This window comes from Phycisphaerales bacterium, from assembly GCA_016699835.1.
Taxonomy (GTDB): domain Bacteria; phylum Planctomycetota; class Phycisphaerae; order Phycisphaerales; family UBA1924.
In genome coordinates, this window is sequence record CP064987.1 from 2,481,064 (window position 1) to 2,497,356 (window position 16,293).

Sequence of the window (16,293 nt, forward strand, 5' to 3'; positions counted from 1 at the left end):
GGGCGATCAGCGGGTGATCCCGGCCTTGAGGGTTGCCATCTGCGCCACGAGTTGGTCGCGATTGTCGCGGGGCATGCTCTGCCCATAGGTCTCGATGAGTTTGTCGAACTGCTCGGCGGCCTGCGCAGCGGCCGACATGTCGCCCTTCTTGATGAGCGCGTCGGTCAGATGCACGAGCGCGGCGGCAAGCGACGGCGGCGACTGCTCCAGTTCCACGCAGTGCTTCAACTGCGCAATCGCCTTCTCGAGGTCGCCCTTCTTGATCAGGACCGCCCCGTAGGTGTCCAGGATTTCCGGCTGGTTCGGAGCGGCCTCGACGGCGCGCTGGGCATAGGGGAGCGCCTCCTCCGGCCTGTTGAGGTTCTCGCTCAGCACATACGCGAGGTTGTTCGCCATCGTCGCCTCTTCCGGGACGAGTTGCAGGTGGGCCTTCATGACCTCCACACACTCGTCGTATTTTTGCGTCGCGAGAAGACACTGTGTCAGCGCGCGCGAGGCGAGGACTCGCAGGCCGATCGTCGTGTCCGTGCCGATTAATCCACGCAGGAGTCCGATTCCCTGCTCGCGCGTGGGCGGATCGTTGAAGAGAACGTTGCCCTTGAAGAACGCGACCCACTTGGGATCGAGGATCCCCTGGGAGAGTTGATCGAGGAAGGGGATCATGTCCTTGGAATCGGTATAGACCGTGGACGCCGAGCCGTACCAGCGCATGACAAGGTCGGCGTTGGTCTGGTCGGTCTTCTTGATCGCCAGCGCAAGCGTCTCTCGTGCTTCGGCGGGCTTCTTCTGCATCGAGAGGAGTTTCGCGCGTGTCTGGAGCATCGCCGGCTCCCCAAGGATCGTCGGGGGCAGCGACGTGACGATGCGATCCGCCTCCGCGAGTTGGGGCGGCTTCTGCGACATCAGGATCTCGACCACGGGCACCGCGGTCGAGAGCGACTGCTGGGCCTCGAACGCGGCCTTGTAGTAACGGAGCGACTCGGTCGCATTCCCGAGTTGGGCCCACAGGCGACCCATCTCGAGGCTTGCCGACGCCGGATCACGCGTGGTCTGCACATACGTCTGCGAGATCGCGCTCGCGTCGGCTTCCTTGCCCATCTGCACGAGTTGGGCGATCAACGCCCTTCGAAGGTCGTCGAGTTCCGGCGCGACCTCGAGGGCCTGCTTCAGGTCGGCGATCGCTCCGTCGGTGTCCCGGATCGAGTTCTTGTATCCGGCGCGCATCCGCAGAATCGCCGCCGACTTGGGCTGGAGCGAGACGGCCTTGTCGTAGTCGGCAAGCACGTCGCGACTCGATCCGTCGTGCCGCGCCATGAACTGCGCCCGCTGCAGGAAGATCAGGGCCGAATCGGGGAACTTGTTCACCGCCTGGCTGAGGACCTGCGCCGCCGCGGAGAAGTCCTTCGTGTCGTTCGCATTCGCCTTCGTCTCGAGGACGCCCGCCCGCGTCAGGAGCGCCACGGGGTCCGTGCCCTGGATCGGGTCGAGCATCGACAGGGCTCGCTCGGCCTCGGTGTATTGACCCTTGCGCAGGTACGCGTCGATGATTCGCCTCGCGTACACCATGTTCGGCGTGTCGGCCTTCGCGTCCACGACGCGCCGCGCCGCCTCGATCCCCTGATCGAAGTTGCCGAGGCGAAGGTGCGCCTCGGCCAGCGCACGGTCGGCGGGCATCGTGCTCTTGTCCTGGTACGCGCGAGCCTCTTCCAGGGCGGCAAAGGCCGCGTCGTACTCGCTCTGCATCCCGCACAGGCTCGCGAGCATGATGTACGGATCAGCCGTCAGTTTCGACGGCTCATGGCGATCGATGAACGCACGCATGATCTGGCGCGCATCGGCGATGCGGCCTTGCTCCTGCGCCAGGCTGGCCTCGAGCCGCGCCGCCAGAAGATCGTCGTCGCTCTTGCGCAGATCCGCGATCGTGGCGCTCGCATCCCCGAATCGTTTCATTCGAATGAGCAGCCCGGCAAGGGAGGCCGTGATCGCGCGATCATTCGGATCCTGCCGAAGCATGCCGCGATACATTCTCTCGGCCTTGCTCGCGTCGCCGACCGTGCCCTCCAGTTGCGCCCAAACTCGCACGAAGAGCTGGCTCGTGATCCCCGTGCCCTCGAGCGACCTTGCCCGCGCGAGCGCCTCGTCGGAACGCCCCTCGGAAATCAGCGCGCCCATGAGGTCGGTCATCGCCTCGACGTCCGACGCCCGCGCGGCGAGGGCGTTCTCGAAGGACCCGATCGCCTCGGCGGTCCGGCCCGCATGGACCAGGATCCGCCCGTGAAGGCGCCAGGTCTCGGGCTTGGGAACGCCGTAGTTCTTCAACACGCTCTGCATCGTCTGGAGCGCGGGAAGCACGTCACCCCGCGCGTCCTCGAGACGGGCCTTGAATGTCAGGCCATCCGTGCCATCGATGTTCTGTGAAGTCGCCTCGTCCACGAATGCCGTGGCCTTCGTGAAGTCCTTCGCACCGATCGCCTCGATGAAGTTCAACTCGAGGAGTCCCGGGTGCTTCGGATCGATCTCGTTGGCTCTCGCGAGGAAAGCCGCCGCCTCCTGCTGCTTGCCGTAGCGCTTCGCGATCGCGTACTTCGCGATCAGTTTCTCGATCTCTGACAGATTGCTCGCATCAACTTGCGCGATTTCCGCGTCATACGGCGAGGCGCTCGTCAACTGGATCCTCATCTGCTTGAGCGTCTCGTTGTCCTTATGAATCGTCAGCCCCTCCTCCACCGTGGCGAGGGCGCCCGGGCGATCACCCGAGCGGAGATGCAGCCCAGCGCCCGCGATGAAGAGGCGGACATCGTTGTTGTAGGTGGCGCGAAGGCCCTTGAGCGTCTCGATGGCCTTCGTCTGTGCGGGCGTTCCATCTTCCGCCTTGAACGCCTCGCTGATCGCCTTGATGACGGGATCCTCGATCTCGGCCTCGCCCTTGCGGATGGCGATGCGCTTGAGACCCTCCTTCGCCATCGCGTTCTGCGGGTCCACCCTGAGTGCCATCTCATACGCCCGGATCGCGGCGTCATTGTTGTTCGACGCGTCTTCAATGCGCGCCAGCATGAGCCAGGCCGCGGCGTTGCGTGGCGAGATCTCGAGCAGCCGCTGCAGCGGCACGCGGGCCGAACCGGGCGTCCCACGCTTGATGAGTGTCAATGCCGCGAGCGCCAGACCGTCGGTGCTGGTGTTGTTCGTCTTCTGGTTATACGTCGTGACCATCCGATCCGCCTCGGCGAGGTTGTCCTCGGCAAAGGCGATCTGGGCCGCCACCAGCATGAAAGGCGCAAGATCCTTGGAGATGAGTTTCTCCAGGCGGTCGCGGTACTTCTTCATATCCGCCAGAGCCGCTGTTGCGGCCGGTTCGTCCTTGTCGTCCTTCGAGATTTGCCACGTATGGAACGACCAGACGGCACAGTTGGCCTCCGCCGACACCTTCGCGTCAAAGAGACGCAGGGCATCGAGCGAGACTGGAAGCGGCTCCTTCTCTGCGATGCCGCTCGCCACCACGATCGCCGCGTTGCGATTCCCCGATGAGGACAACTGCTCGGCGTAGTAGAGCCCCAGAACCACGTCGTTGGGTCTCGCCTTGGTCATGCGCTCGGCGAGTTCGAGCGTCGCGGCCTGGCGCGACGCCGGATCGATGATCGATTCCATGTTCGCGAGCACGTTGAGGTGATTGATCTCCAACACGCGGGCCGCCTGGTCTCTGGTCTTCGCGAAGACCGCATCGAGCTGGGGCTTGAACCTCGACCCCAACTCACGGACAAGTTCGGTCTGCCGGACGGGATCGGTCTCGCGCACGATCGGTTGCTGGGCCGCGCGCAGGTCGAGCCGGAGGCGTGAGATCGCCATGCGCACGTCGTCCGGATTGCTGCCGAAGAACGAGTCGACCACCGCACGTTGCTTCGCGACAGTCACGTCCACCACGTCCATTGCTCCGAGATTCCGCGCCGACTCCTCGCGGCTCTCGTAGTACGCCATCAGCATCTCCGCAGAACCCGCGTCGGTCGGGTCGGCGGCGAGGGCGGCTTTGAGATCCGACTCGGCGCGCTCGACCCACTCCTTTGAGGCGTCTGGGGTTTCCGCGACGTATCGGGTGATCGCCAGGCCGCTGTACCGCCTGAGCACGTCCGCCTTGTCCTTCGACACGCCCTTCGCGGTCGCCGCAGCGATCGCGGAATCGACCAGGCGCGAGATGTCCTGGGTCGATTGGAGCGTCCCCTGCTGGAACAGCGAAGCGGAGAACTCGATGTACTCACGCTGGATATCCAGGTCGTCCTGCTTGAGTTGGGCGCGCTGCATCTTGATCGCACGCAGGTCCTGGATGAGTTTCTGCACCTTGTCGCGATTGGGCGAGGCGATCTTCGAGAGCGACTCGTTCCACTTATCCAGGTACGCGAGGACCGTCGGGTCCTTGTTCACCGCTTTCGAGAAGGACTCGGCGGCGTCCTCGAACTTTCCCGCCGACATCTGCGCCTCGCCGATCTTGACGAGATCGCCCGCCGATTTCCGCGTGAGTTGCAACGCGGCCACGGCCACGCCGAAGAGCACCACGGCTCCGATGGCGAGGGAGACGACGAACCGCGTGTTGACCTTGCCCTTCATCCGATTCTCCGATCGTGTGTGTCGCGGTCCAGGGGGCCGCGAGGTTCTGTGGAGCGTGCCGCTCCGCGGGTGGGTGTGGTTGATGACGATGCCGCGCCCGTCGTGGGCATGGCGTCGGCGTCCTTCGGCTTCGGCCAGTTGCCCTTCTCGACCTCGACCCAGTCCGGGACGACGGTCATGATCTCGCCGAGGAGTTCGTCCAGGAGCCGCGCCGTCTGGGTCGCGAGATCCTGCTTCGAGCGTACCGACGAACTGGTGATCTGCACCTTGAGGTAATAGGCGTATCGTTCCTTGAGGTTGAAGGCGAGGAGACGGACGTCGTTGGCGCTGGGCGTCGTCCGACCGTTCGCGATAAAAAAATACCCCGCGTAGAGATTGCTCCCGCCCTCGTTGCTCTTGAACTCGGTGCAGCGCATGCGGATCGACTCTGGCTCGCGCGGGAGGCGCACCATCGATCCGGGCTTGCTCGAGTACGTGTTGTTCAGGCGAACGTGCTTCACCTGTCCCTTGAGCAACTCGGGGGCGCTCGGGTCGTTGCTGAACCGCTTCGTATCAAGAGGGAGCAGCAGATCCTCGGGGAGCGAGCCGAGTTGCAGCCCGCCGCCCACGAAGCACCGATCCGGCACATGCGGCACGGTGTCGATCATCCCGGTGTAGTACGCGAGATGCAGTTCGAGCACGATGGGCTTCTCGCCCGGGGCGGGATGCTTCTCGATGTACACGCGCGAGAGGTAGTTGTCCGTCCCCAGCGTCTTCTCGACCTCGGCTTCTTCTCGACGGTCCGTGCCGATTCGGATCCACGACTCGGTCTCGAGGGGGATGTCGCTGGTGACTCGACCGGACTCGGGATGGATCGCCTCCTTGCGGAGCGAGAACTTCGCCGCTTTGATCGCGGCGTTCATCCCTATTGCCGAGGCGAGCATGAGCGTGAGCGCGACACCAAACGCAACGGTCTTGAAGGGGTGGCGGGTGTTCATGCCGCGGACTCCTTCGCGCCGCGATCGGTGACGATGATCCGCTCGAGCGCCCACATCATCAGGAGAAAAAGCCCCAAACCGGGGACGAGCAGAAGCGTCCCGATGATCTTGTGGGTCTCCCCCTTGGTGAACTCGGGATTCGAGAGCGAGGCCAGCCCCAGCACCGCGACGCGGATCACGTTCATGAAAACCGCGACCGGGACCGACATGAGCAGGAGCGCGATCCGCTGCCACCACTGCGTGCTCCGGATCAGCCCCACGGCCCCGGCGAGCGCCACGAACGCGACAACCATGCGCATCCCCGAGCAGGCGTCGGCGACATTGAGTTTCACCTCACCCGAGGAGGGGCTGGTGATCGAGAGGATGTTCCCCTGCACGTCCACCACATACCCAAAGAGCCCGCTCAGCATCGAGAGGAGCGCGCCTGCGCCATGCGAGGCGAGGATCTTCAGTGGAAACGTCAGTCCGTTCATGATCGCTTCCGAGATCGTGATCCCCATCGCCAGATACAGGATTGGCAGCGCGGTCAGTCGCAGCACGCCGGGCCCGAACAGCAGGAGAACCAGCGACCCCAGCGTCCCGATGATCGAGAGCCCCTGGAGCATGTGGTTCGGGAACCCGACGGTAAAGAAGACATACGAGAAGATGCCCAGGCACATCGGCGCCAGCGCCGGCCAGAACGCCCTCGCCGTCGTCCGGTTCAATGCCTCCCGACGGGTCCATACCAGATACCCTGAGACCAGAGGCACCACAAACGCGTGCCCCCAGTCATCCAGGTACATCGTCGAGTACTCGATCTGTGTCGCGAACCAACGATAGAACAGGCCCACAAACGCGAGCGTCAGCAGGCCCGCGCCCACGAGCGAACTCGGCGACGTGAACGCGCGCGCGACCGTGTCTGGGGCTCCAAGCCCAAGGGCGGTCCGTGTTTGCGTGCCTGCGGAACTCAACCGTTCAATCCCCGTCACGTTCGATGGACAAACAAGGCCTCGTCGTGAGTCGATGAGGCCCGGCATGCATTCTCGGTCTCTCGCCAATCCATCGGCTGTTGACAACGCCCACCCGCGTCCGATCGGGCGGTTCGGACGGTCTGGAACGCACAAACCGCCCCCCGTCCCCCCGCGCACCGACATTGGCAGCGATACCCCGACGATGCCAGAACGCGAGGAACCGAACCATCCATGCCCCACTACGCCTCAGGCGGGCAGGATTGTTCGCCGCTGCTCGCCCGGTTTCACCTGGGTTCACAGAGAAATAGCAAACAAATACCTACTGGACGATTGCGCAATAATTGCGCGAACGCCACGGAGCAGAATGAATCAGTTGTTGGTGAGGCGTCGGGCGCCGTAGACCTCGGTGTCGAAGTTTCGATCGAGGAGGAATCCGAAGCCATAGGACATCCGGAACCCGTTGCGGATGACCGCCAGGGGCTGGGCCCAGAAGTTGGTCCCGACGTTGATGAGGTCGTCGGGCTTGAGGATGATGTCCGGCTCGGTCTCGTTCGCGATCGCCCGGAGATTGATCCGGATTGTTGCCTGGCGCTTCTCGCTGACGATTCGGGTCAGTTCAGTACGCTCGGGGATGGCGAACGTGCCAAGACCACCGCTCGACACGATGGCACGGCGGACCGTGAACAGCCCATTGGCGGGCAACTGGTATGGCCCGGGCCGCCCGACGTTGCCACCCATGTACACAAACCCCGACGGCTGGGGCGGGATGCGGATCACGTCGCCCGGGCGGACGACGACATTCACCTCACGACGACCCTCATCGAGCAGTTTCTTCAACGGGATGCGGATGATGCGCTGGGTGGCGATGTCGCCGCCGGGTGTGCCTCCGGGCTGGGCCGCGGCGCGATCTTCCTGGATGCGGACCCACTGCCCGTTGAGGAAGACCCAATCCGAGAGGCCCGACGAGGCCGTGGCGCTGGGCTGAGCGTTGGCGGCCGGGGGCATGCGCTCGGGAAGATCGATCACGGGCTTGGACGCCTCGGGCTGCCTCGAGAGGGCCGCCGGCGAGGGCGTGCTCTTGGTGCCGTCCGGATTCGTGATGGTGTTGAGGAGTTCGTCGAACTTCGAGGGGTCCATCGGCGCGTTGCCGGCGTCTGGATCGGCCGGCGTCGTCGTGTTCCCGCCGGTCAGTCCTCGGGCCTGATCCGAAAGTCGCACCTGACGAATGACATAGACATAGGGTGCGTTGCTGTCGATCTGCCCGCCCGCGGTCAGGGCCTCGGAGAGTCGATAGTCGGAATCCGGGATGAAGTACTGCCCGGGCTGGTTCACGGCTCCAACGAGCGTGAAGACCTGCTGACGCTGCGACATCGGGCGGATCTGCGCCAACGGGTTCGGCACAAGGCGCTTCATCGCCTGCATCACCGCTTCTTCCGCCTGGGTCTGCGTCATTCTCGCGACGTACACGTCGCCCAACTGGGGCACGGGGAGGAACCCGCGCGTATCGATCGTCAGTTCGAGTTCCTCGGAACGCCCCGGCTCGATCAGGTCCCACGCCACCAATGTCACGCGATCGCCAGGCGACAAGCGGTACTTCGTCGGCACCGGGAGCAGGTCCGCCGGGAGCGGGTCGCTGTACTCGACCGCGGCACCACGATCCTCGATCACCGCGATGCGGTCGAGAATCGGCATGACCCGCGGCGTGTGGTTGAACGCCCCGAGTTGGCTCGGGTCCATGAACGATTGCACCTCACACCCGGAAAGCCCCGCGAGGCCCGCCAGCGCGAGAACGCCGCCGATCGCGACGCGGAAGGTGAAGGGACGAGTGGCAGCGGCAGAATGGGTGTGCGAGTCCACGCACGGCTCCTTAGGAAGCGAGCCCGATGCCGTGTGCACCGGGACAGGTGAGGACAGTACGTCGATGCCGCGACAAAGATCGCGACGGCCGATAATACGAGTGCAACCAGCGAGACGTTGGATCGGCGAGACCCTCACTGCAACGCGAGAATCCCCACCAGGAAGGCACCCCGCTCCGCGATGTGGCGGTCATCATCCTCGTGAGAGCGAGATTTCCATGCCATCATCTCGCGTCGTCGGAGCCGATCGGGCCGATTCCTACACTGTGGATATGGACGAGATCGGTACCACCGCCAGCGCCCCGGGTCCCAGGCACATCGTGCCTACCGCTGCCAAGCATGAAGCGGCGAAATCTGCGCTCCAGCCGGCCGCGTCGGATCCCACCACCCGCACCCTGGCCCGCCACCCCAGGCCCGCCGGGGGCGATCCCCTCCGCCGCGTCGATCCACCGGCCTTCAGCCTCAGCAACATGGTCCTCAACAACGAGGGCGGGGCCGTCTCGCAGTTGTCCCTCAAGCGCAAGCCGCCCTGGCTCCGAGCGAAGGTGCCCGGCGGCGAGGGATACAAACGCCTCAAGGGCGTCCTCTCGGAGCATCGCCTCTTCACCGTTTGCGAGGAAGCCAGTTGCCCCAACCTCGGCGAGTGCTGGGCGCGCGGCGTCGCGACCATCATGATCCTGGGCGACACCTGCACCCGCGCCTGCGGCTTCTGCAACGTGAAGACGGGCCGCCCGCCCACGCTCGACCGCGACGAGCCTCGGCGCGTCGCCGAGAGCCTGAGATTGATGTGGGAGGAAGCGAACCTCAAACACATCGTCATCACCAGCGTGAACCGCGACGAACTCCCCGATGGCGGGGCAGGGATCTGGGCCGAGACGATCCTCCGCAGCCGCGAGGCCTGCCCGACGATGTCGATCGAGGTGCTGATCCCCGACTTCGAGGGCAACTGGGGCGCGCTCCAGATGGTGATCGATGCGAAGCCCCACATCATCAATCACAACATCGAGTGCGTCCGCCGGATGTACCCCGCCGTGAGGCCGAGCGCCAAGTTCGACCGCTCGGTGGAACTCCTGAGGCGCGTGAAGGATCAGGGCCTTGTCGCGAAGACCGGCATCATGGTGGGCATCGGCGAGCGCGACGAGGAAGTCCTCGACCTGATGGATCAGGTCCAACGCGGCACACGCGTCACGAATGCCGAATCACGAATGCCGAATGCCGCGACACATGCCGCTGATTCCTGCGACATCCTCACCATCGGGCAGTACCTCCAGCCGACGCGGAATCACCTTCCGATCGACCGTTGGGTGACGCCCGAGCAGTTCCAGATCTTCAAGACCGAGGGACTCTCCCGAGGGTTCAAGGTCGTCGAGAGCGGCCCGCTCGTGAGGAGCAGTTACCACGCGGATCACCAGGCGGATGTCCTCAGCACGATCGAGGAGGAGCGCCGGCGTCGGTCGTAACTCTGCTGGCTTCGTTTCGTTCTGTCAAAGCCCCATCCACTCCCGCAGCACCTTCGCCAACGCCTCCGGCACGGGCATCGCGCTCAATCGTGACTGCTTCACCAGCCCGAACGCCGCGAATCGTGTGTCGGCCTTGATGGCCGCGAGCGTGACGGGTGTCTTCGTCGGCTTCCCCGGCATGAGATCCACCACCGCGAACTTGGGCAGGCCTTCGTCCGTCGTGCCGGGACGCTCGGGGTCTTCATACGGGTTCGACGCGGCCTTCGCCAACCCGACGATCGCCTTCTCGTTTCCCGTGTGATAGATGAATATCTCGTCGCCCTTGCGCATCGAGCGCAGCGCGATGAGCGCACCGGGGTTCGACACGCCCGACCACACGCAACGCTTCTCGCGCACGAGGTCGGCGAACGAGTACTCGCCCGGCTCGGTCTTCAGGAGGAACATCGCCATGCGAAGAGTCTATTGAGGCTCTTGGTGTTCGACGACCGTCGTGCACTCATCTCCAAGTTGCCCGGAGACAAGAAGCGAAAAAGCACAGGCGAGCCTGTGCTTTGGTGTGATCGATGTCGTAGTTGCGAAGTCGTAGTTGTCGAAGACCTCATTGTCGAAGATCAGTTGTTCGAGGCCACAGGCTTCGCGGCCTCAGGCGCATCGACCGGAGCCACGATCTTCGGCTCCGTCTTCTCATCGCTCGGCGTCGATTCACCCGAGCAGCACCCGCTCTTGGCCTCGCCGCCGCAGCAGTCGGACTTCGCTTCGCCCGAGCAGCACCCGGAGGAATCGGTACCGCCGGTCGTGCTCGTGGGCGTGATGCTCGACGACACAGAGTCTTTGGAGCACATGCCCAAGGGGCACCCGGTCGTGATGGCGTTGTAGCCGCCGACGCCGACGCCGATGATGCCGACAGTCGCGAGCAGTCCGGTCCAGAGGCTTGTTCCACAGGCGCACTTCATGAGCGGTCTCCTTGAGTTGATCTCTGATCGTACTGAGTCTGAATCGTTCTGAATCGGCGGGCCAGCGTGTCGCCGGTTTGGATGCGTGATCCGGTCGCGGGTTTCTCCCGCCCATGTGCCTCTACGCCGAAGCAGTCACCCGCATGTTATCGGTGTTCGGACGGGGCGACGACCCCATGGGCACACTGGGCGATCCGGATTGTGAGGGGGACATGGCCCGGAGATGCCGAAAACGACGCCCGTGGCATGCAGGCCGGTGCGCGGCGCGTCGATAGGACGCTGGTTTGAGGATCCGGCCGACGTGCCGGGTCGTGACATTGGAACGCAACTGCTTCTTCGGAGAAGAGGGCCATGGATCAATCGACGCCGCACACCAGTTCCGAGAACTCCGCCAAGCCCCTCGACGCGTCGCACGCGTCGAAGGTGATCTCGGCGTTCTCGAACTTCGAGGACGCGCTGACGGCGTTGCGCGCGCTGTACGACGAGGCCCAGTTCAAGAAGGCCGAACTCGAGCAGCGAGAGGTCGACCTGGTGATGCGCCAGAATCAGGTCGCCGAGCGTGTGCGCGAGGTCGAGAACGAGCGCGCCGGGCTGGAGGCGGAGGTCGCCAAGGCCCAGGAGGAGCGGTCGACGGTCGAGGCGCTTCGAGCCGAGTTCGAGTCTCGCGAGCAGGACCTGCGTCGGCGCGAGGCGGAGCATCTCGAGGCCGTCAATCAGTTGACGCGCCGGGCGGAGGAACTCGAGGCCGAGTCGACGGCGTCGGGCGAGGCGCTTGAGCGTCAGGGGCACGAGTTGTCGCAGGCGCGCGCGCAGGTGGAGCAGATGCGCTTGTCAACCGAGGACCAGCAGGGCGAACTGGCCCGCGAGCGTCAAGCAATCGAGTCGATGCGTCAGGACGTGGAGCGTCGCGAGCGGGATCTCAAGCGGACATCGCAGGAACTGATGGACGCGCAGTCGGAAATCGAGTCGCTGCGGACGCGTCTGCTCGAGGCCGAGGATCTGGCCGAGCAGCGTCAGCACCAGGTGGAGCGGGCGATCGCGCGGGCGGGCGAACTCGGGGCGGATCTGGGGCGGACGCTGATCCGGGCCTCGGAACTTGAGGCGCAGGTGGAGGAGGCGCGTCGCGTGACGCGGGTGGACCCGCAGGCCGAGGCCGCCCACGAGGCGCAGGTTGCCGAGTTGACGGAGCGCGTGCGGTCGCTGACGGAGATGGTGGAGGAGTACGAGAAGTCGTGGCGTGCCGAGCACGCGCACGTGGAAGAGTTGACGGCGTCGCTGCAGCAGCGGGCCGAGCACCTCTCGGAACTCGAGGTGGAGATCCAGTCGCTGCGTGCCCGACTTACCGAGGCGGAAGAGGCGCCGGGCGTTGCGCCCGACGACGCGGAACTGCGGGAATCGCTCGAGAGCGCCCGCTCGCTGGCGGCGGAACTCCAGCAGGAGATCGAGCGTCGCGACGCGTCGCAGCAGGAGATGCTCGATCGTGCCGAGGCCGCCGAACGCGAGTGGACAACGGCCCAGGACAAACTCGACACGGTGGCGGAGGAACTGATCAAGACGAAGCGGATGCTTCGGGAGGCCGAGTCGAACGCCGTGGCGGTGATGCCCAGCGATCGCGAGGAGGCGCTCGAGCGTCGCCTGACGCGTCTGCGTCACTACAAGTCGCTGGTGCGCGCGCGCGCGGACAAGTTGCGCAAGGCCGGCGAGATGATGAAGAAGAAGTTCGACCTGTGCGAGCAGTTGCTGCACCAGCGTGCGGAACTCTCGGAGGTGCATCAGAAGTTGATGCAGGCGCAGCGGAAGACGCAGAAGGTCAACGCGATGGGGAAAGCCGGGGTAGCCACGATGCTGACCGCGGTCGCCGTGCTGATCTGGGCGGCGATGAGTTGGGTCGTGTCGATGCAGGTGCTCCCCGGGCGGTATGTGGCGACGACAGAACTCCGGGCCGACGGTCGCGGGCGGGCGCTGAACCCGGCGGAACTCGCCGAGTGGCAGCGGTACCACGAGGAACTGCTGAAGGATCCGCGCTTCGTGGACGCCGTTGCCAAACGGTTTGCGCGCAAGAGCATGGAGTCGATGTCGTCGGCGGGGACGGTCTCCAAGCGCCTCGGCGAGGACCTCGCGTACACCTCGCCGGCGGACGGCGTGATCAAACTCGAATGGATCGGCGATGGGCCGGATCGTGCCGAGCGCGAGTTGGATACCGTGGCGACGGCGCTCGCGAGCGAGGCGAACGCGGCCCGCACCGAGCGGATCGACGGCGGCTCGACCACGCCCCCGACACCCGCGAAGGCGGCGTCACGCCCGATCGACAACACGCAGTTCATCGCGGCGGCGTCGATGATGGGGGGCGGGACGCTCTTCTCGCTCTTCGTGGGCTTTGCTGCCTGGCGACGCCTCGCCTCGGCGAAGACGAAGTTCGAGCAGGACACGCAGATGGCGGCGATCCTGGAGGACGCGCACTGGCCCGACCCGCGGAAGATGTGAGTGTGGTGATTGCCCGGGGCGGCGAGTGTGCCGCTCTTGCGAAGCGGGAGTTCGCGCCTGTCTGGTGGGATAAACGGAGTAGGACGAGGAGAGAGAGCCCTCGCGGAGCGAGGGGGTACCCCGGAGCGAGGATCGTCAGAGGGTGACGGTCATCAGGAGGCGGGCGGCCGACGACGACTGTCCGACGGCGGCGGACGCGATCGCGAGTCGCATGCCGGGTTTCAGTTCGCTCGCGGCGATGGGAACCTGCAGACTCACGAACTGCCCGTTGGAGGCGAACTGGGAGAGTTCGCGGAGGACAGCGCCCGATTCATCGACCTCGACGAGACGGAACGATTCGCCGGGGATGGCGGCGACGCCCTTGACGAAGAGTTGGGCCTTGTCCCAGGTGTCGGCGAAATGGATGGCGGCGAGGGCCTTTTCGGCATTGAAGCCCGGCTCGGCCTTGAAGACTCGACGTTGGTGAGCGTCGGTGAAGACGACATCCTGGAAGCGGTTGCCGCCGAAGGACTTCACGTAGGACCCGAGCAACTGGTCGCTCGCCATGCGTTCGGCGAGGCGCGAGTTGGTATCGAAGACATAGACGAAGGCGGCGAGGAGCAGGGCGGCGGCGGAGGCGAACCCGATGGCGCCGGCGCGCCACGCCGGGGAGACGCGGACCTTTGAGGCCGGGGCCATAACCACGTTGCCACGGGCGATCACACCCGCGACGGCATCGCCCAAGGCGCTGTCTTCGACGGTTGTGCCGGCTTCGATCTCGGCGCGGATGGCCTTGAGGACGCGCTCGCGGAGCGAGGCGGGAGGCTCGGTATCGAGCAGGATGGCGTGCGAGCCGGCCCAGCGGGCCTGCTCGGTGCGGACGTGGGCCTGGATCTCAGGCGAGGCGCGATCGAACGCGTGGTCGAACTCGCGGTGCTCGGACTCGTCAAGGAGGCCCAGGGCGTCGAGATGTGCGGCCTCGAGTAGTTCACGAATCGTCATACAACCAACTCCTCACCCATCCGTTCTCTCAGCCTCACGAGTGCGCGGCTGAGCGCCGACTTGATCGTCCCCAGCGGGGTGTTCAGTTCTTCGCCGATCTGTCGGAGGGTCTGCCCCCCCAGATACGCCCGGAGCACCACGGTTCGCTGGAGTTCCGGCAGGGCGTCTATTCGTTTCATCAGCGCTTTGAGTTTCTCTTCTTGCTCCAATCGTGACGAATCGGCCTTGGAGGCCGGGAAGTTGCCCGGGAGGGCCGCCTCCAACGATCCGGCCTTGATGCGGGCGCGGTTGCGTCGAAGTTTGTCCACCAGGTGACGTCTGGTAATCAGCATCACCCAGGTGACCAGGGCGGCCCGAGCGTCGTCATATCGGCCTGCGGTCCTCCAGAGGCGGACAAAGACCTCCTGGACGGCGTCCTCGGCCTCGGCGCGGGTAGGCATGGTCTGGAGGGCCATCCTGTAGACGAGGGAGCCAAAGCGGTCGTAAAGATGGGCGATAGCCTCCTGATCGTTCTGGGCTACCCGCTGCATCAAGTCGCGGTCGGAATCGTCGTGCTTGGTCCTTCGTTCGGCCATGTCCCCACACGATACCACAAATATTGGCCTTGGAAGAGTTTCCACGCGGCAATTCGTTGCCGAGTGGCGTCCTCCGTCGTCCGGGAACGATCCGGACAGGCACTGATACGTTGGTGACCACAAGTGGGATCCCCACGACCGAGATCAGGATTGTAGGAGACATCGCAAATCATGTTTGTGTTTTGTATGGAATCAGAGTCTTTGTGTGTGCATCAAAATAAGGTGGAATAGGGGCAGTATGTGGGTTGCATGAATCGAGAAAAGTCGATAGATTTTTTGAAGGACTACGTGGGCCGGGTGTGCCTGCGGGATCCTGAGTTGGGAATCGACGGCATGGACCTCTTGGGGAACATGCGGGGGCAACTGCAATCTGCATCAGGCGGCGGGCTTCGGGTTCGCGCGTCTCGTCGCGCGTTCACGCTGATCGACGTGCTGGTGACGATTGCGGTCATTGGCGTGCTCATCGGGATACTGATCCCCACGCTTTCGGGCGTGAACGAGGCGGCTCGCCGTGTGGCGTGTCGGTCGAACGTTCGGCAGATCGGGATTGCGATCGCGCTCTATTCGGATCAGCACGACGGGATGCTGCCCAGCAGCGTGTTCCTGCCGTTCGATTCGATCGTGGCGCGCGAGGCGTCCCAGCCGCAGCAGATGATCATGATCCGTGTGAATCCGAGCATGGCCTCGGTCACGCCCGCAACCTCACCGGCGATGACGGGGTGGGATGGGCTTGGCGTGCTGCACTCGTCCGAGTTCATCACCGATGGGCGTCTGTTCTACTGCCCCTCGCACCATGGCGAGAACTCGTTTCGGGTGTATGCCCAGGCGTGGAGCCAGGGCGCGATGAGCGAGATCGCGGGGAACTATCACTATCGCGGGGCGGGTCCATCGAGCAGCGGGCCTGGTGCGCCGCTCACGAACGTGATGTATCGCATTAGTCCGCAGCACTCGGCCCTGGTCTCCGATGGGCTTCGCACGCAGTCGGACTACAACCACCGCGTGGGTTCGAATGTCTTCCGGGCGGATCTCTCGGTGGTGTGGGTGCCCGATCCGCGGTTGATGGTGAGCGAGGCGCTCCCCGAGAAGAAGGAAGACGCCGTCAGCGCGTCGCCGGTCGAGAACGCGTGGCACTTCTTCGACACGTCCGAGATCGTGTCGGATGTCCTCGGCGCGGGCTCGATCAATCGTGCGGCCCTCGCACGATAATCCGAACATTCCAGATCGATGAGGGAGCGTGGACATCGCTGCACTCCTCGTCGTCACACGCGCCGGCGTGCGTTGTTGTGATGGTCGTGTGTGCCCTTTGCAGTAGTCGTTGGGGCACGTGATGCCCCTGGGTGCGTGGGCCTACATTTTGGCATGACCACACAGAACACTCGAACGATGATCTCTCGCCTCGTGCTCCTCGCTGGATGGGCCGCGATGGGCGCCCCGGCCTTGGCGCAACTCAGCCCCACACGC

11 protein-coding genes are annotated in these 16,293 nt (G+C 64.7%); 3 read left to right on the top strand and 8 right to left on the bottom strand.

Going from position 1 to position 16,293, the window contains the following annotated elements; translation table 11 throughout:
- Nucleotides 1-6: 6 nt before the first annotated feature.
- The 4 genes from IPK69_10290 to IPK69_10305 form a co-directional block, all read right to left on the bottom strand.
- Nucleotides 7-4,596: a tetratricopeptide repeat protein gene (locus tag IPK69_10290; protein QQS08376.1), complete on the bottom strand. Its 4,590-nt coding sequence runs from the start codon at nt 4,594-4,596 to the stop codon at nt 7-9.
- Entirely contained in the window at nt 4,593-5,573 is a 981-nt protein-coding gene (locus IPK69_10295; protein ID QQS08377.1) for a hypothetical protein, read from the bottom strand. Before IPK69_10295 ends, IPK69_10290 begins: the two co-directional genes overlap by 4 nt.
- Nucleotides 5,570-6,589 (bottom strand): exosortase/archaeosortase family protein, encoded by a 1,020-nt coding sequence (locus IPK69_10300; GenBank protein ID QQS08378.1) that lies wholly within the window; start codon nt 6,587-6,589, stop codon nt 5,570-5,572. The genes IPK69_10295 and IPK69_10300 overlap by 4 nt, the downstream gene beginning before the upstream one ends.
- A gap of 303 nt (nt 6,590-6,892) precedes the next feature.
- Nucleotides 6,893-8,380, bottom strand: a complete 1,488-nt coding sequence (locus IPK69_10305) for a polysaccharide biosynthesis/export family protein (protein QQS08379.1) — start codon at nt 8,378-8,380, stop codon at nt 6,893-6,895.
- Nucleotides 8,381-8,849: 469 nt separating this feature from the next.
- Here IPK69_10305 and lipA point away from each other — a divergent pair, with 469 nt between their 5' ends.
- Complete coding sequence (lipA, locus tag IPK69_10310) at nt 8,850-9,839, top strand: lipoyl synthase (GenBank protein QQS10466.1); 990 nt, start codon at nt 8,850-8,852, stop codon at nt 9,837-9,839.
- Between the two features lie 24 nt (nt 9,840-9,863).
- On the opposite strand, the gene IPK69_10315 is transcribed toward lipA, so the two are convergent.
- Complete coding sequence (locus IPK69_10315) at nt 9,864-10,289, bottom strand: EVE domain-containing protein (GenBank protein QQS08380.1); 426 nt, start codon at nt 10,287-10,289, stop codon at nt 9,864-9,866.
- Nucleotides 10,290-10,450: 161 nt separating this feature from the next.
- On the bottom strand, nt 10,451-10,792 hold the full coding sequence (locus tag IPK69_10320) for a hypothetical protein (protein QQS08381.1): 342 nt from the start codon (nt 10,790-10,792) through the stop codon (nt 10,451-10,453).
- A 351-nt stretch (nt 10,793-11,143) separates the two neighbouring features.
- Here IPK69_10320 and IPK69_10325 point away from each other — a divergent pair, with 351 nt between their 5' ends.
- The gene (locus tag IPK69_10325; GenBank protein ID QQS08382.1) at nt 11,144-13,276 is read left to right on the top strand and encodes a hypothetical protein; all 2,133 of its coding nucleotides are present in this window, start codon (nt 11,144-11,146) and stop codon (nt 13,274-13,276) included.
- 135 nt (nt 13,277-13,411) lie between these two features.
- On the opposite strand, the gene IPK69_10330 is transcribed toward IPK69_10325, so the two are convergent.
- Together IPK69_10330 and IPK69_10335 are read right to left on the bottom strand one after the other, a co-directional pair.
- Entirely contained in the window at nt 13,412-14,257 is an 846-nt protein-coding gene (locus tag IPK69_10330) for a hypothetical protein (protein QQS08383.1), read from the bottom strand.
- Nucleotides 14,254-14,832 carry a sigma-70 family RNA polymerase sigma factor gene (locus IPK69_10335; GenBank protein QQS08384.1) on the bottom strand — a complete coding sequence of 193 codons (579 nt, stop codon included), beginning with the start codon at nt 14,830-14,832 and terminating at the stop codon, nt 14,254-14,256. Before IPK69_10335 ends, IPK69_10330 begins: the two co-directional genes overlap by 4 nt.
- Nucleotides 14,833-15,081: 249 nt before the next feature.
- Between IPK69_10335 and IPK69_10340 the strand changes: the two genes are divergently transcribed.
- Nucleotides 15,082-16,038 carry a DUF1559 domain-containing protein gene (locus IPK69_10340; protein ID QQS08385.1) on the top strand — a complete coding sequence of 319 codons (957 nt, stop codon included), beginning with the start codon at nt 15,082-15,084 and terminating at the stop codon, nt 16,036-16,038.
- The last annotated feature ends 255 nt before the right edge of the window (nt 16,039-16,293 follow it).